General features: G+C 67.9%; 14 protein-coding genes and 1 tRNA gene. 11 read left to right on the top strand and 4 right to left on the bottom strand.

What is annotated here, in order from left to right; all coding sequences use genetic code 11:
* Positions 1 to 313: 313 nt before the first annotated feature.
* The gene (gene alaS, locus HLB44_RS22155; protein ID WP_173127206.1) at positions 314 to 2,941 is read right to left on the bottom strand and encodes an alanine--tRNA ligase; all 2,628 of its coding nucleotides are present in this window, start codon (positions 2,939 to 2,941) and stop codon (positions 314 to 316) included.
* Positions 2,942 to 2,953: 12 nt separating this feature from the next.
* Positions 2,954 to 4,357 carry an aminotransferase-like domain-containing protein gene (locus tag HLB44_RS22150; RefSeq protein ID WP_173127203.1) on the bottom strand — a complete coding sequence of 468 codons (1,404 nt, stop codon included), beginning with the start codon at positions 4,355 to 4,357 and terminating at the stop codon, positions 2,954 to 2,956.
* 149 nt (positions 4,358 to 4,506) lie between these two features.
* On the opposite strand from HLB44_RS22150, the gene gabT reads away from it, so the two are divergent.
* Genes gabT through HLB44_RS22105 form a run of 9 tightly spaced genes read left to right on the top strand, consistent with a single transcriptional unit; the run spans position 4,507 to position 14,672 of the window.
* Entirely contained in the window at positions 4,507 to 5,805 is a 1,299-nt protein-coding gene (gene gabT, locus HLB44_RS22145; RefSeq protein WP_173127200.1) for a 4-aminobutyrate--2-oxoglutarate transaminase, read from the top strand.
* Positions 5,806 to 5,829: 24 nt separating this feature from the next.
* Complete coding sequence (locus tag HLB44_RS22140) at positions 5,830 to 6,993, top strand: ABC transporter ATP-binding protein (RefSeq protein WP_173127197.1); 1,164 nt, start codon at positions 5,830 to 5,832, stop codon at positions 6,991 to 6,993.
* A gap of 40 nt (positions 6,994 to 7,033) precedes the next feature.
* Positions 7,034 to 8,062 (top strand): ABC transporter substrate-binding protein, encoded by a 1,029-nt coding sequence (locus HLB44_RS22135; RefSeq protein WP_173127194.1) that lies wholly within the window; start codon positions 7,034 to 7,036, stop codon positions 8,060 to 8,062.
* A gap of 37 nt (positions 8,063 to 8,099) precedes the next feature.
* Positions 8,100 to 9,344: an ABC transporter permease gene (locus HLB44_RS22130; RefSeq protein ID WP_173127191.1), complete on the top strand. Its 1,245-nt coding sequence runs from the start codon at positions 8,100 to 8,102 to the stop codon at positions 9,342 to 9,344.
* A 5-nt stretch (positions 9,345 to 9,349) separates the two neighbouring features.
* A complete protein-coding gene (locus HLB44_RS22125; protein ID WP_173127189.1) occupies positions 9,350 to 10,171 on the top strand; it encodes an ABC transporter permease in 822 nt (273 codons plus the stop codon).
* Between the two features lie 22 nt (positions 10,172 to 10,193).
* Positions 10,194 to 11,291, top strand: a complete 1,098-nt coding sequence (locus tag HLB44_RS22120; RefSeq protein ID WP_425500852.1) for an ABC transporter substrate-binding protein — start codon at positions 10,194 to 10,196, stop codon at positions 11,289 to 11,291.
* Between the two features lie 42 nt (positions 11,292 to 11,333).
* Complete coding sequence (locus HLB44_RS22115) at positions 11,334 to 12,197, top strand: isocitrate lyase/PEP mutase family protein (RefSeq protein ID WP_173127183.1); 864 nt, start codon at positions 11,334 to 11,336, stop codon at positions 12,195 to 12,197.
* Positions 12,190 to 13,152 carry an agmatinase gene (speB, locus tag HLB44_RS22110; protein WP_246312410.1) on the top strand — a complete coding sequence of 321 codons (963 nt, stop codon included), beginning with the start codon at positions 12,190 to 12,192 and terminating at the stop codon, positions 13,150 to 13,152. Before HLB44_RS22115 ends, speB begins: the two co-directional genes overlap by 8 nt.
* A gap of 41 nt (positions 13,153 to 13,193) precedes the next feature.
* The gene (locus HLB44_RS22105) at positions 13,194 to 14,672 is read left to right on the top strand and encodes an NAD-dependent succinate-semialdehyde dehydrogenase (protein WP_173127177.1); all 1,479 of its coding nucleotides are present in this window, start codon (positions 13,194 to 13,196) and stop codon (positions 14,670 to 14,672) included.
* Between the two features lie 33 nt (positions 14,673 to 14,705).
* Here the strand turns inward: HLB44_RS22105 and HLB44_RS22100 are convergent, their stop codons facing one another.
* A complete protein-coding gene (locus HLB44_RS22100; protein WP_173127174.1) occupies positions 14,706 to 15,623 on the bottom strand; it encodes a GGDEF domain-containing protein in 918 nt (305 codons plus the stop codon).
* 83 nt (positions 15,624 to 15,706) lie between these two features.
* Between HLB44_RS22100 and HLB44_RS22095 the strand changes: the two genes are divergently transcribed.
* Together HLB44_RS22095 and HLB44_RS22090 are read left to right on the top strand one after the other, a co-directional pair.
* Positions 15,707 to 15,780 (top strand) — tRNA-Gly (locus HLB44_RS22095).
* 86 nt (positions 15,781 to 15,866) lie between these two features.
* On the top strand, positions 15,867 to 17,891 hold the full coding sequence (locus HLB44_RS22090) for a DUF6538 domain-containing protein (protein WP_343051471.1): 2,025 nt from the start codon (positions 15,867 to 15,869) through the stop codon (positions 17,889 to 17,891).
* Positions 17,892 to 17,999: 108 nt separating this feature from the next.
* Here the strand turns inward: HLB44_RS22090 and HLB44_RS22085 are convergent, their stop codons facing one another.
* Positions 18,000 to 18,623 (bottom strand): PEP-CTERM sorting domain-containing protein, encoded by a 624-nt coding sequence (locus tag HLB44_RS22085; RefSeq protein ID WP_173127168.1) that lies wholly within the window; start codon positions 18,621 to 18,623, stop codon positions 18,000 to 18,002.
* Between the last annotated feature and the right edge of the window lie 420 nt (positions 18,624 to 19,043).

The following is a 19,043-nucleotide window of genomic DNA, read 5'->3' as shown; positions in this document are numbered from 1 at the left end:
AGAGGTTTCTCGTCGCATGCCACCCCATCTCTGCAAAGCCGGCGGCGGGCACGCTGGCCGGGCAGTCAGGAGGTCGCGCCGAGCAGCGCAGCGGGCGCGGGTCGGCGACCGAAGGGAGCTGGGCGGACGTGTCTGAGGCCCTGTACTCGGGGCCGAGTTGTCCGCCCATCCCGCGTCCGCGAGCAGCGCAGGGCAATCGGCCCCCAGGGCCGATCGCGGCCTCCGCCCGGCCAGCGTGCCCGCCGCCGGCTTTGGCGCACAGGCCGCTGAATGTCTGCGACCAACAACTCCGAACGCGCCGGACGAGCGGGAACTAGACCCGCTCCGCCACCCACCCCTGCACCGACGCCAGCGCCTGCGGCAGCAGCGCGGCATTGGTGCCGCCGGCCATTGCCATGTCCGGCTTGCCGCCGCCCTTGCCGCCGACCTGCTGCGCGACGAAATTGACGAGCTCGCCAGCCTTCACTTTGCCAATGCTGTCGGCAGTGACGCCAGCGGCCAGCTGGACCTTGTCGCCGTCGACCGCCGCGAGCACGATCGCCGCGGTCTTCAGCTTGTCCTTCAGCTTGTCCATCGTCTCGCGCAGCGTCTTCGCATCGGCGCCCTGCAGCGTTGCCGCCAGCACCTTCAGCCCCTTGACGTCGACCGCCTGCGCCAGCAGCTCGTCGCCCTGCGCGGACGCGAGCTTGCCCTTCAGCGCGGCGATCTCCTTCTCGAGCGCGCGCACGTGGTCGAGCACGCTGCCGATGCGCGAAGGCACCTCGCCCGGCGTCACCTTCAGCGCGCCAGCCACCTCGCCGACGGTGGCTTCGAGCGTCTGCAGGTAGTGCAGCGCGTTCTCGCCGGTCACCGCCTCGACGCGGCGGATGCCCGCCGCGATGCCGCCTTCGGCGACGATCTTGAACAGGCCGATGTCGCCGGTGCGCTGCACGTGCGTGCCGCCGCACAGCTCCTTGCTGGTGCCGATCGACAGCACGCGCACCTTGTCGCCGTACTTCTCGCCGAACAGCATCATCGCGCCCGACTTCTGCGCATCGTCGAGCGCCATCACAGAGGCATCGGTCGCCGCATTGCCGAGGATCTCGGCATTGACGATCGCCTCGACGCGGCGAATCTGATCGTCTGTCATCGGCGCGTTGTGCGCGAAGTCGAAGCGCGTGCGGTCGGCGTTGACCAGCGAGCCCTTCTGCTGCACGTGCGCGCCCAGCACCTCGCGCAGCGCCTTGTGCATCAGGTGCGTCGCGCTGTGGTTGCGCACGGTCTTCGCGCGCTGGTCGGCATCGACGCGGGCGATGAAGCCGTCGCCCACCGCCACCGAGCCCTCGGTGATGCGGCCGTGGTGGCCGAAGACGTCGGCCTGGATCTTCACGGTGTCCTCGACCAGCATGCGCGTCGTCGCATTGCGCAGCTCGCCGCTGTCGCCGACCTGGCCGCCGCTCTCGGCATAGAACGGCGTGTGGTCGAGCACGATCACCACGTCGTCGCCCGCCGTCGCGCCGGCCACCGGCGTGCCGTCGACATAGATCGCGGTGACCTTGGCGCTGTCGTGCGCCAGCTGGTCGTAGCCGTGGAAAGTGGTCGAGATGCCGGTGTAGTCCAGCCCCTGCGCCATCTTGAACTTGCCGGCCTCGCGGGCACGCTGCTTCTGCTCCTCGAGCAGCACGTTGAAGCGCGCCTCGTCGACCGTCACGCCGCGCTCGCGGCAGACGTCGGCGGTCAGGTCGACCGGGAAGCCGAAGGTGTCGTGCAGCTTGAACGCGGTGTCGCCGTCGAGCTGCTTCGTGCCCGAGGCCAGCGCCGCTTCCAGGATCTCCATGCCGTTGGCGATGGTCTTGAAGAAGCGCTCTTCCTCCTGCTGCAGCACCTCGGTGACGCGCGCGGCGGCCTGGCGCAGCTCGGGGTACGCCTCGCCCATCTGAGCGACCAGCGCCGGCACCAGCTTGTGGAAGAACGGCGCGCGCGCGCCCAGCTTGTAGCCATGGCGGATGCCGCGGCGGGCGATGCGTCGCAGCACGTAGCCACGGCCGGCATTGCCGGGGATCACGCCGTCGACGACGGTGAACGAGCAGGCGCGAATGTGGTCGGCGATGACCTTCAGCGACGGCGAATCCTTGTCGCAATCACCGCCGCCGGCCGCATCGACCGCCTTCTTCGCCGCCGCCAGCAGCGCGACGAAGAGGTCGATCTCGTAGTTCGAATGCACGTGCTGCAGCACCGCGGCCAGCCGCTCCAGGCCCATGCCGGTGTCGACGCTGGGCTTGGGCAGCTTGTGCATCGTGCCGTCTTCGGTGCGGTTGAACTGCATGAAGACGTTGTTCCAGATCTCGATGTAGCGATCGCCGTCCTGCTCGGGCGATCCCGGCGGGCCGCCAGCGACGTCGGGACCATGGTCGTAGAAGATCTCGGTGCACGGACCGCAGGGGCCGGTGTCGCCCATCATCCAGAAGTTGTCGGAGGCGTAGCGCGCGCCCTTGTTGTCGCCGATGCGCACGATGCGTTCGGCCGGCACGCCGATCACCTGGTTCCAGATCTCGTAGGCCTCGTCGTCCTCGGCATAGACGGTGACCCACAGCTTGTCCGACGGCAGCTTGAAATTCACCGTCAGCAGCTCCCAGGCGTACTGGATCGCGTCCTTCTTGAAGTAGTCGCCGAAGCTGAAGTTGCCCAGCATCTCGAAGAAGGTGTGGTGCCGCGCGGTGTAGCCGACGTTGTCCAGGTCGTTGTGCTTGCCGCCGGCGCGGATGCACTTCTGCGAGGTGGCGGCGCGCGAATAAGGCCGCTTGTCGAAGCCGAGGAAGACGTCCTTGAACTGGTTCATCCCGGCGTTGGTGAACAGCAGCGTCGGGTCGTCGCCGGGCACCACCGGGGACGAGGCCACGACCTGGTGGCCTTTCGACTCGAAGAACTTCAGGAACGTGGAGCGGATTTCTGCGGCTTTCATAGGGCCGCGATTCTATCTGGGGGGTATCTGCCCTTCGAGGAAGGCGAAGACCCGCTGATCACCGCAGTAGGCGACGTTGAAGCGCATCCACGACGTCGGCTGCAGGTCGGCGGCGAACAGGTGGCCGGGGCCGAGCAGGATGTCGCTCTCGGCGCCCTGCATCGACGCCTGCGCGGCGTCGGCGATGGCCGGATGGCGGGCCCACAGGAACATGCCGGCCTTGGGCTCGGCGAAGAGCTCGAAGCCCAGGCCGTCGAGCCGGCCGGCGACACGCTCGTGCGCCTGCGCCAGGCGCTCGCGCAAGCCCTTCAGATGCTTGCGCCAGCGACCCTCGGTCAATGCGCCATAGGCCAGCCGCTCGCCGAACTCCGACGAGGTCAGTCCGGCAATCATCTTCAGCTGCGCCAGGTCCTCGATCAGATCCGGATGCGCGACGAGGTGGCCGACGCGGATGTTCGGCGACACGGTCTTCGAGTAGCTGCCGATCTGCAGTACGCGGTTCAGCTGGTCCAGGCTGGCCAGCGACGGCCGCGGGTCGGGGTCGAGCTCGGCGTAGATGTCGTTCTCGACGATCAGCAGGTCGTGCTTCTCGGCCAGCTGCAGCACGCGGTGCAGGTGCGCGAGCTGAGCCACCGAGCCGGTGGGGCTCTGCAACCGCGGCTGCGTGAAGAAGACGCGCGGCTGGTGCAGCTGGATCAAGCGCTCGAGCGCGGCCAGATCGTAGCCCGCCGGCGTGCGCGGCACACCGATCAACCGTGCGCCAAGGAAGCGCAGGCCGAACAGCAGGTTCGCGTAGCCCGGATCGTCGACCAGCACCGCATCGCCGGCACGCACCAGGCGCCGCGCAGCCAGGTCCAGCGCCTGGCTGCTGCCCTGGGTCAGCAGCACCTGGTCGGGCGTGACGGCGATCTCCTGCTCGGCCAGCGTGTCGCGGATCAGCTTGCGCAGCGGCAGAAAGCCCTTCGGATCGCCATAACCCGCCAGGTCGACGTCCTCGCCGGCCAGACTGCGCAGGCTGCGCTTCAGGCCGTCCTCGAACAGCCAGTCGCGCGGCAGCCAACCGCAGCCCGGCTTCATCGTCAGGTGCCGGTTCTCGAAGATCTTGCGCAGGTACCACATCGCGTCGAAGGCGTTGCCGCCGAGCGCGCTGCTGGTGGCCGCCGGCGCCGCCGTGCCGCCGATCCGGCGGCGCACGAAAAAGCCGGAATTCGGCCGCGACTGCAGCCAGCCCTGGGCGACCAGCCGGTCGTAGGCCTCGACGACGGTGAACACGCTGACGCCGTGGGCCTGCGCGAACTGGCGGATCGAGGGCAGCTTGGTGCCGGCGCGCAAGGCCCCCTCCTCGATCAGCCGGCTGAAGCCTTCGACGATCTGGGTCACCAGCCGCACCGGCGACTCGGGTTGAAGCGTGAACATGCGTGCGAAGACCGTGACTTCCGGAATCTGTACAGGTCGCCGCGCCTGCACAGTGCATCGAGCGAAGACCACAAGCTGTACATGGTAGCTGTCGGGTCTCGTGCCTAGAGTCGCCCCCCAAGCCAGCCAGAAGGCAAGGACAGACACCGATGCACCGCGACCCGTACCTGAACAACGCCGCATTGATGGCCCGCCGCCGCGCCGCGCTGCCGGCCGGCCTGGGGCAGGCCCACGAGATCTTCATCGAGCGTGCCGAGAACGCTGAAGTGTGGGATGTCGAGGGCCGGCGCTACATCGATTTCGCCGGCGGCATCGCGGTGCTCAACACCGGCCACCGCCACCCCGGCGTCTCGGCCGCGGTGCGCGCGCAGCTCGAGCGCTACACGCACACCTGTTTCCAGGTGCTGGCCTACGAGCCGTACGTCGAGCTGTGCGAGCGCTTGAATGCGCTGGCGCCGGGCGCATTCGCCAAGAAGAGCTTCCTGATGACCACCGGTGCGGAAGCGGTCGAGAACGCCATCAAGGTCGCCCGCGCCTACACGAAGCGTTCGGCGGTGATCGCCTTCGGCGGCGGCTTCCACGGCCGCACGATGATGGGACTGGCGCTGACCGGCAAGGTGCAGCCCTACAAGGCCGGGTTCGGTCCGTTCCCGGCCGAGGTCTTCCACGCGCGCTTCCCGAATGCGCTGCTCGGCGTGTCGATCGACGACGCGATGGCCTCGATCGAGGCGATCTTCCAGCACGACGTCGAGCCGGCGCGCGTGGCGGCGATCATCCTCGAGCCGGTGCAGGGTGAAGGCGGCTTCCACGTGGCGCCGCTGGACTTCGTGCGCCGCCTGCACGCGCTGTGCAAGCGCCACGGCATCCTGCTGATCGCCGACGAGGTGCAGACCGGCGCGGGCCGCACCGGCACCTGGCTGGCCTGCGAGCACTGGGACGGCATCGCGCCCGACCTGATCACGATGGCCAAGTCGCTGGCCGGCGGCTTCCCGCTGTCGGCCATCATCGGCCGCGCCGAGGTGATGGACGCGCCGGCACCCGGCGGCCTCGGCGGCACCTACGCCGGCAACCCGCTGGCCTGCGCGGCGGCGCTGGCGGTGATCGAGGCCTTCGACCGGGAGCAACTGCTCGAACGCAGCCGCGCGCTCGGCGAACGGCTGGGCGCCGGCCTGCGGGCCATCGCCGCGAAGCACGCCGTGATCGGCGACGTGCGCGGCATCGGCGCGATGGTGGCGATCGAGCTCTTTCGCGATGGCGATCCGCATCAGCCCGACGGCGCGCTGGCGAAAGCGATCGTCACCGCGGCTGCCCAAGCCGGCCTGATCTTGTTATCGTGCGGCCCCAGCGGCAACGTGATCCGCGTGCTGGTGCCGTTGACGGCCTCCGACGCCCTGATCGATGAAGGCCTCGCGATCCTGGCCCGCGTCTTCGACGCCGCGCTGGCCTGAGCCCGAGGTCTGATAAGCATGCCGATGAACAAACGCCCCGCGAGCCCTTTGCGCGTCGTGTCGACCGACGGCAGCGCCGCGCCGCCCACGGCCGAGCCGGCTCGCGACACGCTGGTGCAATTCCGCGGCGTGCAGAAGACGTACGACGGACAGACGCTGGTCGTGCGCTCGCTCGACCTGGATATCCGCCGCGGCGAGTTCCTGTCGCTGCTTGGGCCCTCCGGATCGGGCAAGACCACCTGCCTGATGATGCTGGCCGGCTTCGAATCGCCGACCGCCGGCGAGATCCTGCTCGACGGCCAGCCGATCACCGGCACGCCGCCGCACAAGCGCCACTTCGGCATGGTGTTCCAGAACTACGCGCTGTTCCCGCACATGACGGTGGCCGAGAACGTGGCCTACCCGCTGACGGTGCGCAAGCTGCCCAAGGCCGAGATCGCGCAACGGGTCGCGAAAGCGCTGGCGATGGTGCAGCTGACCGGGCGCGACCAGCGGCATCCGGCGCAGCTGTCCGGCGGCCAGCAGCAGCGCGTGGCGCTCGCCCGCGCGCTGGTCTTCGAACCGCAGCTCGTGCTGATGGACGAGCCGCTCGGCGCGCTCGACAAGCAGCTGCGCGAGCACATGCAGATCGAGCTGAAGGAGTTGCACCGCCAGCTCGGCGTCACCTTCGTCTACGTCACGCACGACCAGGGCGAGGCGCTGACGATGAGCGACCGGGTGGCGGTGTTCAACGACGGCGAGATCCAGCAGATCGATGGCGTCGAGCGGCTGTACGAAACACCGGCGAACCGTTTCGTCGCCGGCTTCGTCGGCGACAGCACGCAGCTGGCCGGCACGCTCGGCGCCGCGCAGGGCGGTGCGGGCGGCACCTGCGAGCTGGTGCTGCCGACCGGCGAGCGCCTGGCCGGCATCAACGTCAACGGCGCGCTGCCCGGCGCGAACGTGCTGGCCTCGGTGCGGCCCGAGCGCATCGAAGCCCACCTCGCGCTGCCGCGCGATGCCATCAACGTGCTGAAGGCTGCTGTCAACGACGTCATCTATTTCGGCGACCACCTGCGCCTGCGCTGCGCACTGGCCGGCCAGGCCCAGGCCACCGTCAAGCTGCCCTTGTCCGCCGGCGAGCAGCCGGTGCCGGGGCAGACGGTGTGGCTGCAGATCCCGCCGCCCTTCCTGCGCGTCTACGCCTGAGCACATCCCCTCCCTCACCCGCTCCTCAAGGAGAACCGTCATGAAGAAGAGCATTCTGGGCGTCGCCGCTCTCGCGGCTGCTTTCGCTCATTCAGCGTCTGCCCAGCTTACCGTCGTCAACTTCGGGGGCGCCAATGGCGCGGCGCAGAAGAAGGCCTTCGTCGAGCCGTTCGAGAAGAGCGGCGGCGCGAAGATCGTGCCGGTCGAATACAACGGCGAGCAGGCCAAGATCAAGGCGATGGTCGAGGCCAAGAAGGTCACCTGGGACGTCGTCGAGGTCGAATCGCCCGACGTCACGCGCGGCTGCGACGAGGGCCTGTTCGAGAAGCTGGACTACACGAAGATCGGCAACCGCGCCGACTTCCTGCGCGCCGGCGTCACCGAGTGCGGCATCGGCGTCTTCGTCTGGTCCACCGTGATGGCCTACAACGGCGACAAGCTCAAGGACGGTCCGAAGAGCTGGGCCGAGTTCTGGGACACGAAGAAATTCCCCGGCAAGCGCGGCATGCGCAAGGGCGCGCGCTACAACCTCGAATTCGCGCTGATGGCCGACGGCGTGCCGGTGGCCGACGTCTACACGCAGTTGCGCACCAAGGAAGGCGCCGACCGCGCGTTCAAGAAGCTCACCGAGCTCAAGCCGCACATCCAGTGGTGGGAAGCCGGCGCGCAGCCGCCGCAGTACCTGGTGGCCGGCGACGTCGTGATGAGCACGGTCTACAACGGCCGCATCGACGCCGCGAACCGGGAAGGCAAGAACCTGAAGATCACCTGGACCGGCGGCATCTACGACCTCGACTACTGGGTCATCGTCAAGGGCACGCCGAACAAGGACGCCGCCTACAAGTTCATCGCCTTCGCCAGCACGCCCGAGGCGCAGGCCGAGTACGCGAAGAACATCGCCTACGGCCCGACCAACCAGAAGGCGCTGGCCAAGCTCGATGCCAAGGTGCTGGCCAACCTGCCGACCTCACCGGCGAACGTCAAGGACGCGATGCAGTTCGGCATCAAGTTCTGGGCCGACCAGGGCGAGGAGCTCGAGAAGCGCTTCGCGTCCTGGGCCGCGCAGTAAGGGCGTTAGCAGCACAGCAGCGTCCGGAGTCGAGACGATGACCACCGCCACCATTGCCATCGGCTCGCCGGCGCTGAAGCGCTCGCTCGCGCTCGTCGAGCAGCGCAAGCGCTGGATGGCGATTGCGCTGACATTGCCGCTGCTGCTGTTCCTGCTGGCAACCCTGCTCGTGCCGATCGGTGCGCTGCTGCAGCGGGCGATCGAGAACCCCGAGATAGCAAAGTCCTTGACGCGCACCGGCGCGGCGCTCGCCGACTGGGACCGCACGAGCCCTCCGCCAGTGGCGGCCTTTGCCGCGCTGGTGGCCGACCTCGGTGCGATCAGCGAGGGCTCCGATGCCGGTGCCGTCGCACGACGCCTCAACACCGAAGCCTCCGGCGCCCGCTCGCTGGTGATGGGCACCTACCGCGCGCTGCCGCTCGGCGACAAGCTGACACCCGAGCAGACGCGCGAGAAACTGCTCGCGCTCGACGAGCGCTGGGCCGAGCTGCGCTACTGGCAAGCGATTGCCAAGAACAGCTCGCGCTGGACGCCGGACTACCTGCTGACAGCGGTGGACCTGAAGCGCCGCGCCGAGGGCGGCATCGGCGTCGTCGAGCCCGAGCAGCGCGTCTTTTCCCGCATCCTCTTGCGCACCTTCGAGATCAGCCTGGTCGTCACGTTGTGGTGCCTGGTGCTGGCCTATCCGCTCGCCTACTGGCTGTCGACGCTGCCGGCGCGGCGCGCCAACGTGCTGATGATCCTGGTGCTGGTGCCGTTCTGGACCTCGATCCTGGTGCGCGTGGCGGCCTGGATCGTGCTGTTGCAGCGCGAGGGGCTGGTGAACAAGAGCCTGGTGTCGCTGTCGATCCTCGGCGAGCCGGCGACGCTGCTGTTCAACCGCACCGGCGTCGTGATCGCGATGGTGCACATCCTGCTGCCGTACATGATCCTGCCGCTGTACAGCGTGATGAAGTCGGTGCCGCCGACCTACCTGCGCGCCGCGGTCTCGCTCGGCAGCCCGCCGCTGGCCGCGTTCTTCAGAGTCTATGTGCCGCAGACCTGGCCTGGCATCGGCGCCGGCGCGCTGCTGGTCTTCATCTTGAGCATCGGCTACTACGTGACGCCGGCGCTGCTGGGCGGCGCGGACGACCAGATGCTGAGTTATTACATCGCGCAGTACACCAATGTGGACATCAACTGGGGCATGGCCTGCGCGCTCGGTACCGTGCTGCTGACGGCAACGCTGCTGCTCTATGCGGTGTACCGGCGCGTCGTCAAAACCGAGCTGAGCCTGGGCTGAGCACGATGCACGCGCTGATCCCGACGTTCCCCGCGTACTACACGCTCGCCGACAAGCTCGGCTGGTGGGCGCTGCGCGTGTTCGCGGTGCTGCTGCTGGTCTTCCTGCTGCTGCCGATCCTGGTGATCGTGCCGCTGTCGTTCTCGGCCAGCTCCTTCCTCGCCTACCCGATGCCGGGCTGGTCGCTGCAGTGGTATCACAACCTCTTCACCTCCGGCGAATGGGCGCGCGCGGCGAAGAACAGCTTCATCGTCGCGCCAGCCGCAACGCTGATCGCCACCGTGCTGGGCACGCTGACGGCGGTCGGCCTGGCGCGGGTGCAGTTCCCGGGCAAAGGCTTGCTGATGAGCCTGCTGATCGCGCCGATGGTCGTGCCGATCGTCGTCGTCGGCGTCGCCTGCTACCTGTTCTTCGCCCGCATCGGGCTGGCCGACACCTACCTCGGGCTGATCCTGGTGCATGCCGCGCTCGGCGCGCCCTTCGTCGTCACCACCGTGCTCGCCACCCTGCAGAGCTTCAACCACAACCTGGTGCGTGCGTCGCTGAGCCTCGGTGCGTCGCCGCTGGAGACCTTCTTCCGCGTCACGCTGCCGGTGATCGCGCCGGGCGTGATCTCGGGCGCGCTGTTCGCATTCGCGACCTCGTTCGACGAGGTCGTCGTCACGCTCTTCATCGCCGGGCCGGAGCAGGTGACGCTGCCGCGCCAGATGTTCACCGGCATCCGCGAGAACATCAATCCGACGATCGCCGCCGTCGCCACCTTGCTGACGATCTTCACCACCGGGCTGATGCTGGCGCTCGAATGGATACGCGGCCGGCGCGCGTGAACGAACAGCCCTCCCACCGGAGCTGAACATGGTCTTGTCGACGTGGGCCCGCATCGCGGGCGGCTGGGTGCTGGCCGTCGCCGGCGCGGCGTACGCACAGCCCTTGACGCTCGCCAACTTCGGCGGCGCCAACGGCCAGGCGCAGGCGGTGGCCTTCGTGCAGCCGTTCGCGAGGCAGCAGGGCTTCGCGGTGACCACCGCCGAGACCAGCGGTGATCTCGCGCCGATCCGCGCGATGGTGCAGGCCAAGGCCGTCCGCTGGGACGTGATCGAGGTCGAGTCGACCGAGCTCGCGCTCGGCTGCGCCGAGGGCTTGTTCGAGCGCATCGACCGCACGAAGCTCGCCCACGGCAGCCTGATGCTGCCGGGCAGCGTGCACGATTGCGGCGTCGGCGCCTTCGTCTGGTCGACCGTGCTGGCCTACGACGGCTCGAAGCTGAAGCGCGCGCCGGCCACCTGGGCCGACTTCTGGGACGTCGCGCGTTTCCCCGGCAAGCGCGCCTTGCGCAAGGGCGCGCGCTACAACCTCGAATTCGCGCTGATGGCCGACGGCGTGCACCGGCGCGACGTCTACGCGGTGCTGGCGACCGAGGCCGGCCAGGCGCGTGCGCTGGCCAAGCTCGAGACGCTGCGGCCGCACATCGTGTGGTGGGAATCCGGCGCGCAGCCGCCGCAGTGGCTGGCCGCCGGCGAGGTGGTGATGGCCAGCGCCTTCAACGGCCGCATCGGCGCCGCGCGCCAGGCCGGCGCCACGCAGATGGAGATCGTCTGGAACGATGCGATCTACGAGCTCGATTACTGGGCGATCGTCAAGGGCACGAAGCGCCGTGCCGAGGCGCTGGCCTTCATCGACCACGCGACCTCGCCCGAGGCGCAGCTGGCGTTCTCGCGCGCGATCCCCTACGGTCCGACGCACTTCCATGCGATCCTGAAGTACGAAGAAGGCCGCAAGCCCGTCGCCGGCAACGCGCACGGCGCACTGATCGACCTGTCGATGACCGCCAGCGACCTGCCCTCGGCCCCGGCCAACCTGCGCCGCGCACTGCCCTTCAGCGCCGCGTTCTGGTCGCAACGCGGCGCCGCGCTCGAACAGCGGCTCGGTCAGCGGGCGGTGCCCTGACACTGGCCCGCACGCCACGTCTCGATCACGAAAGGAAGCCTGATGCCCCGTCTCGATGTCACCGCCGCCGACCTCGCTGCGCGCGCCCGAGCCTTTCGAGCCCTGCACCGCGCGGAGGCCGTCTTCCTGATGCCCAACGCCTGGAACGCCGGCAGCGCGCGATTGCTCGAGGCCGGCGGCTTCGCCGCGCTGGCGACGACGAGCGCCGGCATCGCCTACTCCCTGGGCCGGTCCGACGGCAGCGGCGCCGTGAGTCGCAGCGAGATGATGGACAACATCCGGCGCATCACGCATGCGGTATCGGTGCCGGTGAACGCCGACCTCGAGGCCGGCTACGGCCCGACGGCCGCCGACGTGGCCGAGACGATCCGGCTGGCGATCGACGCCGGAGCGGCCGGCGGCAACATCGAGGATGCGACCGGCGACGCCGCCGCGCCGCTGTTCGATGCCGGCACGGCCGCCGAGCGCATCGCCGCGGCCCGCGCGGCGGCCGATGCGAGCGGCCTGGACTTCACGTTGACGGCGCGCAGCGATGCCTTCCTGTGCGGCCATCCGGACGCCTTCGACGAAGCGGTCCAGCGCTGCCGCCTCTACGCCCAAGCCGGCGCCGACTGCCTCTTCGTGCCAGGCGTGCGCGACTCAGGCGTCCTCGCCGCGCTGGTGCGCGAAGTCGCGGCGCCGATGAACGTGGTGATGGGCCTGACCGGCGCCAGCCTCTCGGTGCAGGAGCTCGGCGCGATGGGCGTGCGCCGCATCAGCATCGGCGGCAGCCTGGCCCGCGCGACCTTCGGCCTCGTGCGCCGGGCCGCCGACGAGATGCGCGAGCGTGGCACCTTCAGCTTCGCGGAGCAGCAGATTCCCGATGCGCAGCTGGGCCGCTTCTTTGCGGAGTACGACGATGAGTGATGGACTCGCCACGCCGCGCGCACAACCGCTGAGCGGCAATGCGATGCCGCGCTTCGGCGGCATCGCGACGATGATGCGCCTGCCGCAGGCCGACCGGCCCGACGGGCTCGACGCCGCCTTCATCGGCGTGCCGCTGGACATCGGCACCAGCCACCGCCCCGGCGCGCGTTTCGGCCCGCGCCAGATCCGCGCCGAATCGGCGTTATTGCGGCCCTACAACATGGCCACCGGCGCCGCGCCCTTCGACACGCTGCAGGTCGCCGACCTGGGCGACGTGCCGATCAACACCTACTCGATCGACAAGTCGCTGGCGATCATCCGCAGCTTCTACGAACGTGTGCTCGCCGCCAACTGCATCCCGCTGACGCTGGGCGGCGACCACACGATCGCGCTGCCGATCCTGCGCGCGCTGGCCGCGCGGCACGGCCCGGTGGCGATGGTGCACGTCGATGCGCATGCCGACGTCAACGACGAGATGTTCGGCGAGCCCTATGCCCACGGCACGCCGTTCCGCCGCGCGGTCGACGAGGGGCTGCTGCAGTGTGACCGCGTGTTCCAGATCGGCCTGCGCGGCACCGGTTATGCCGCCGATGACTTCGACTGGCCGCGCCGCCAGGGCTTCACGATCGTGCCGGCGCACGAGGTCTGGTACCAATCACTCAGCCCCCTGATGCAGCAGGTGCGCGAACGCATCGGCGACGCGCCCTGTTACCTCAGTTTCGACATCGACGGCATCGACCCGTCGTTCGCCGGTGGCACCGGCACGCCGGAGATCGGCGGGCTCACGGTGCCGCAGGCGCTGGAGATCATCCGCGGCTGCCGCGGCCTGACGCTGGTCGGCGCCGACCTGGTCGAAGTCTCGCCGCCCTACGACCCGAGCGGCAACACCGCACTGCTCGGCGCCAACCTGCTGTACGAGATGCTTTGCGTGCTGCCGAAAGTGAGCTACCGATGAGCGAAGTAGAGTTGCAGCCAAGCCCCCTGGAGACTGCTGCAATGGACATGAAGACCACGCCACTGGCGACCCTGAACGACCCGAGCCTGCTGAAGACCGATGCGCTGATCGGCGGCGAATGGATCACCGGCAATGCGCGTTTCGACATCACCGACCCGGCCACCGGCGAGAAGCTCGCCGACGTCGCGAACTGCGGCCCGGTCGACTGCCACAACGCGATCGTTGCTGCCGAGAGGGCGTGGGGCCCGTGGCGCGCGAAGACCGCGAAGGAGCGCGCCGCGGTGATGATGAAGTGGTTCGCGCTGCTGAACCAGCACGCCGACGACCTGGCCCGCATCATGACCGCCGAGCAAGGCAAGCCGCTGGCCGAAGCACGCGGCGAGGTGGTCTATGGCGCCAGCTTCATCGAATGGTTCGCCGAAGAGGCGCGTCGCATCTACGGCGAGACGATCCCGAGCACCGATCAGAACAAGCGTTATCTGGTGATCAAGCAGCCGATCGGCGTCTGCGCGGCGATCACGCCGTGGAACTTCCCGATCGCGATGATCACGCGCAAGGTCGCGCCGGCGCTGGCCGCCGGCTGCCCGGTGATCATCAAGCCCGCCGAGGCAACGCCGCTGTCGGCGCTGGCGGTGGCGGAGCTCGCGCAGCGCGCCGGCATGCCGGCCGGCGTGCTGAACATCATCAGCGCCGACGCCGACAACTCGATCGAGATCGGCAAGGTGCTGTGCTCGAGCGACATCATCCGCCACCTGTCCTTCACCGGCAGCACCGAGGTCGGGCGCATCCTGATGCGCCAGTGCGCATCGTCGATCAAGAAGCTCTCGCTCGAGCTCGGCGGCAACGCGCCCTTCATCGTCTTCGACGATGCCGACCTCGACGCGGCGGTCGAAGGCGCGATGCAGAGCAAGTACCGCAACGCCGGCCAGACCTGCGTCTGCGCCAACCGCATCTATGCGCAGGCCGGCATCTACGAACGCTTCGTCGCCCGGCTGTCCGAGAAGACGCAGGCGCTGAAGGTCGGCAACGGCTTCGAGCCCGGCGTCACGCAGGGCCCGCTGATCGACCTCGCGGCGATCGACAAGGTCGAGCGCCACGTCGCCGACGCGGTCGCCAAGGGCGCGCGCATCGTCGTCGGCGGCCAGAAGATCGGCGAGCGCTTCTACGCGCCGACGGTGCTGGCCGAGGTCACCAGCGAGATGCTGTGCGCGAAGGAGGAGACCTTCGGCCCCGTGGCGCCGGTGTTCCGCTTCGACAGCGAGGCCGACGCGATCGCCGCGGCGAATGCCACCGAGTTCGGCCTCGCCAGCTACTTCTACAGCCGCGACGTCGGCCGCATCTTCCGCGTCGGCGAGGCGCTGGAATACGGCATGGTCGGCATCAACACCGGCCTGATCTCGACCGCCGAGGTGCCCTTCGGCGGCGTCAAGCAATCGGGCCTCGGCCGCGAGGGCGGACGCCAGGGCATCGAGGACTATGTCGAGGTCAAGTACCTCTGCTTCGGCGACATCCTGAAGTAGGCCTGAAGCGCAGACAGAGCTGCCGAGCCCAGCTCAGAGCTCGTCGTTCGCGGCCGGATCGCGGCGCTCGGTGCTGCGCAGGCCGTGCACCGAAGCGCCGACCGCGGCCACGCCGGTCGCATGGGCCAGCGCACGCCGCAGCAGCCCGTCGGCATCCTTGCCTTGCGACGGGTACTGGCCGACGCCGACGCTGATGCTCAAGCTCAGCTCCTGCCCGGCAACGCTGAAGGGCCGCCGCAGCGCGGCGCCGAGCTTGGCCGCGACCCCGTCGGCCGCCCCCTCGTCGTCGATCCACGCCAGCAGCACCGCGAAGGTGTCGCCGCCGACCGAGGCGACGACATCGCTCGCGCGCAGGCCCGAGCGCAGCCGCACGGCGGCCTTGCGGCGCAGCACGTTGGCGGCTTCGGCCCCGAGCCTGGCCTCGGTGGCCGCCAGGCCGTCGAGCCGCACCGCGAGCAGCGCCATTGCCGCCGGCTCCCGTTCGCGCAACGCGAGCAGGTGCGTCATGTGTTCCATCAGCTGCGCGTGGTTGGGCAGGCCGGTGGCCAGGTCGGTCGCATAGGCCTTGCGCGCCATGCGCTCGGCGCGCTTGCGCTCGACCGCCAGCCGCACCGACCGCGCCAGCGCATCGGCGCCCGCCTCGCGCGTCGGCAGCACGTCCTGCACGCCGAGCCGCAGCAGGCGCAAGGCCTCGGCGGCATCGGGTTCGGGCGCGACGATGACCATCGCGGTATCGAGCAATGCGCGCGACAGCGCCGGCCAGGCGGAAAGTGTCGACAGCGTGTCGGCGGCATCGAAGGCGATCACGACCGCGTCGCTCGCCTGCTGGCCCAGCGCATCGCTCAGCTCGTCGAGCGACCCGAGCGGGTGCAGCACGAAGGGGCCATAGGCCGAGGTCCCGAGGTCGGGCACCTCGGTGCCGAGGTACAGCAGCTGGATCGGCTCGTTCATCGCGCGCCGCATGATGCCCGAGCGGCCCGCATGCCGCCACGCAGGTTATTACGGTGGTTTGCCACGCTACACTAGCCGCCGCTGCGGGTGTAGTTCAATGGTAGAACGGCAGCTTCCCAAGCTTCATACGAGGGTTCGATTCCCTTCACCCGCTCCACGAATGCTCTAAGTGCTTCTGGCACAAGGACTTTGTGAGGCTACGACCGACGTCCGCGCACCCCACTACTACGAAGTGGGGTCACAATGGGGTACGGTCTCTGCCTGCTCAGGCGAACCAGTGGGATCTACGTTGCTCGGGTCTGCGTTCCGGCCCGCCTACAGCGCCGTCTTGGGCGGCGCGAGATCCATAGCTCAACCGGCTGCCGGGAGCGCTCGTCCGCGATGAAGGTTGCCGCGGTCGTGCAAGCGACCTGGCGCAGCTTTTTCCGCGAGTTGGATCGCTTGGACATCGCCGCCATCGTTCACGGGAGTCCTCGCCTGCTGGGCGAGGGACTTCTTCCCCTTAAAGACGCCGCCGAAGCGCTTGGTACTGATCCCCTCCTCCTTGCGACGGAGCTTGCGATCAACCACGGCAACGCTTTGTACGCATACGCGCTGCACTGGGAAGGCTGGGACCCCAGTCAGGTGCTGCCGGGACACCAGATCAACCGAGAGGACACGGGCGGGTACGTGCTGGACAGCGTCGCCGACCTCTGCGAGCTGACTTCCGTCTCGGGCTACGTCCAGTTCCTTGAGCCAGACTTCGTTGCCGAAACACTGAGGCAAGGCAAGAGGATCGGCTCCGGTCGGATCAGCACGGAAGTGCACGCGCTGTTCCTCATCCGACCAGGTGGCATCGACATCGGCACGGACGACTTGTGGGTGGCGAAAAGCCACGTCGAGACTTTCCGCCTCGCTACCCTGTCCACCCTGAGCAAGGAGTTGATCGAGAAGGCCCGTGCGACAGCTAAGGACGCGGCGCAACGGCCAGAGCCCGTCCGACGCGAAAACGGGTCAGAGCACCGCCATGCCGCAAAGCCGGTGAGCTCGATCATCCGTGAGTTTGTCAGGATGAAGAGCCGCCCGAAGGGCGCTGAAAGCAAGCCCGCCTGGAGTGCCACGGTGATTCGCCAGGGCGAGAACCGGCTGAAGTGGTTCGTCCCTCTTGTCGGCGACAGGCTGTCGGGAGAACTGTGCCTGATGCCTGAAGGAGAGGACATTGTCGACGAGTACGCGCAACGTCTTCGCCAGCTACCTACAGGCCCAGACCTCTCCAAGATGTGTCGCGACCTCGGCCACGAACTGACTTGGCCCAAGATCGAGCAGTGGATCTCTTCGAACCCATGCGCTGTGTGCATGTCGATCGATACCGTTCACACGTACGTGTCGAAGCTGGGCGAGTGCTTTCGATGGGCGATGAGCAAGACCTACATGACCGCGAATCCGGCGGCAACCTTCGCGTCCGGTCGCCCGGAGAAGACAGAGAAGGACGAGGACGAGCGCGACCTCTTCTCGCAGGAAGACCTCGCGCTGATCTTCTCCAGCGAGTGGTACGCCAAGGGCCGGGTGGTGAACACCCGTGGCGTCCTGTCGCGTCACTTCCGATCGTTCTACTACTGGTTGCCGCTGTTGGGGATATATGCCGGTGGCCGTCTCAACGAACTTAGCCAGCTGTACCTGGACGACCTCAAGCTCGACGAGAAGGGCAACGTCTACATCCACTTCTCGCTCGACCGTGCCGACAAGCTGGACCTCGACCCGGCTGACGAGGAGCCGGATGTGGAAGGTGCCGAGAAGCGGCTCAAGACTGTGAACGCCCAGCGAGACGTTCCGATCCACCCTCACCTGGTCGAGCTCGGCCTCCTCGGCTACGCAGCCGCGCTACGTGCCGCGGGACATGAGCGGCTGTTCCCCGAACTTCGTTTCGACGCAGACAAGGGCTACGGCAAGGACGCAGGGAAGTGGTTCAACGACCGCTTCCTAGGGGATCAGCTTGGCATCCCGCGAAACGGGAAGAAGGTGTTCCACTCGCTTCGTCATGCCTTCGCCAACGCGCTTGAAGAAACGGGCACGACCGGGCGCCGCAAGTACGAACTGCTCGGCCACAAGCGTGGCAAGCAGCACGCAGACGTGCGCTACTCGAAGGACGTTAAGGGCGCGGGCTTGCTGAGCCGAGTCTCGCTGCTCAATTTCAGCCTACCCGCAATCGCGCCTTTCGATGTACGCGCGGGCCTGCGCGCCGTAGAGATCGCCGCAAGCATCAAAGAACGTAATGCCCGGAGCGCCTGACGAGGCCCAGTTGATCGTGCACGGTCTGGTTTCACGAGAGGCTGCGATGAGCGCAAGAAGTCGAGCCCTACCTGGTCTGCCTTGGGCCGAGATCGGTGTGGAGGAGACTTAAGCCCGGCTGCGGCGACGGGCAGCGAGCAGCGGCACAAGGGCGGCGAAGACAAGCCAGACGCTACCGGGTTCGGGGACAGAAGTCGTGGCGAAAGAGTTTATGACGCCGGTGATTCCGAAGATGTCCCCGGTGCTCAAGTCTCGGAATGACAGGCGAAACGTGGCGCCGCTATCGAAGTCGTTCAAATCCAGCCAGATCGGGAACGAGTCATCCGCAAACACCGTACCGCTGGTATCGGCAAAGAAGAGGGAGTAGCCGGCCGGCGTAAGTCCGGCAACGGTCGGCCCCGTTGCATCTCCGAGGATGTTCAGGGTGTCCGAAAACCCATTCAACACGCCGAATACGCCACCGGGGCCGACTGGGTCGGCAAAGGAGTGTCCCCCCACCGTCAACGCGAGGTTCGGACTGGAGTACCTGCCGAAATTTGGGTTGCCCGGGGAACTGTCGGGAGTGTTCGAGTCGATGGTGATCGTGCCGCTGAACGAGTGGCCGACGGCGAAATCGCCCGCTAGAGGTGCATCAACTGCAATGAGAAAGCCCGCGAACGAGAACGTTACTGGCGCGGCGATGGATACGCCGGCGTAGGCCCAGAGTACAGCGCACAAGAGCAGCTTGAACATGGCAGACCTCCCGAAGTGAGGACCCGAACGCAATTTGTATGCCTTGCTTGCAAGTTGTTGATTTTGGCTCGAAGCATTTGCTTGACGGCGCTCAGCTGTCAATTTGTTCGACACGACGACGAGCGATCTCGGCGTCCTTCTCGCGGCCATCGAACTCGTCGCCAAGAGTGAGCAGCCAGGTGCATGCACCATGTGCCCCGCATGCCATGCGTGTCGTCCGGTGACCGCCGAAGATCGGTCGCGAGGATCACGGTCTTGATCAACAACGACCGGACGACACCTCATGCTCTACGTCGCCCCCGAACGACACCCGAACTCCCCCACTGATCGACACGTAAATTCCCCCACCCTGGCCACCGTGCCGTGATGGTGCAGGCCCCCGGCGCTCGCCGGCGGCCTCCATGCAGGTAGGACGTTACT

The organism is Pseudaquabacterium terrae (assembly GCF_013266755.1).
Classification (GTDB): domain Bacteria; phylum Pseudomonadota; class Gammaproteobacteria; order Burkholderiales; family Burkholderiaceae_C; genus Pseudaquabacterium; species Pseudaquabacterium terrae.
This window is presented reverse-complemented; position numbering and strand designations above follow the sequence as displayed.

Excerpts from the sequence above, each read along its gene's own strand:
- HLB44_RS22105 (WP_173127177.1), top strand. The coding sequence starts at position 13,194 with ATGGACATGAAGACCACGCCACTGGCGACCCTGAACGACCCGAGCCTG.
- HLB44_RS22140 (WP_173127197.1), top strand. The coding sequence starts at position 5,830 with ATGAACAAACGCCCCGCGAGCCCTTTGCGCGTCGTGTCGACCGACGGC.
- speB (WP_246312410.1), top strand. The coding sequence starts at position 12,190 with ATGAGTGATGGACTCGCCACGCCGCGCGCACAACCGCTGAGCGGCAAT.
- HLB44_RS22135 (WP_173127194.1), top strand. The coding sequence starts at position 7,034 with ATGAAGAAGAGCATTCTGGGCGTCGCCGCTCTCGCGGCTGCTTTCGCT.
- HLB44_RS22100 (WP_173127174.1), bottom strand. The coding sequence starts at position 15,623 with ATGAACGAGCCGATCCAGCTGCTGTACCTCGGCACCGAGGTGCCCGAC.
- HLB44_RS22150 (WP_173127203.1), bottom strand. The coding sequence starts at position 4,357 with ATGTTCACGCTTCAACCCGAGTCGCCGGTGCGGCTGGTGACCCAGATC.
- gabT (WP_173127200.1), top strand. The coding sequence starts at position 4,507 with ATGCACCGCGACCCGTACCTGAACAACGCCGCATTGATGGCCCGCCGC.
- HLB44_RS22090 (WP_343051471.1), top strand. The coding sequence starts at position 15,867 with ATGGGGTACGGTCTCTGCCTGCTCAGGCGAACCAGTGGGATCTACGTT.
- HLB44_RS22085 (WP_173127168.1), bottom strand. The coding sequence starts at position 18,623 with ATGTTCAAGCTGCTCTTGTGCGCTGTACTCTGGGCCTACGCCGGCGTA.
- HLB44_RS22115 (WP_173127183.1), top strand. The coding sequence starts at position 11,334 with ATGCCCCGTCTCGATGTCACCGCCGCCGACCTCGCTGCGCGCGCCCGA.
- alaS (WP_173127206.1), bottom strand. The coding sequence starts at position 2,941 with ATGAAAGCCGCAGAAATCCGCTCCACGTTCCTGAAGTTCTTCGAGTCG.
- HLB44_RS22125 (WP_173127189.1), top strand. The coding sequence starts at position 9,350 with ATGCACGCGCTGATCCCGACGTTCCCCGCGTACTACACGCTCGCCGAC.
- HLB44_RS22130 (WP_173127191.1), top strand. The coding sequence starts at position 8,100 with ATGACCACCGCCACCATTGCCATCGGCTCGCCGGCGCTGAAGCGCTCG.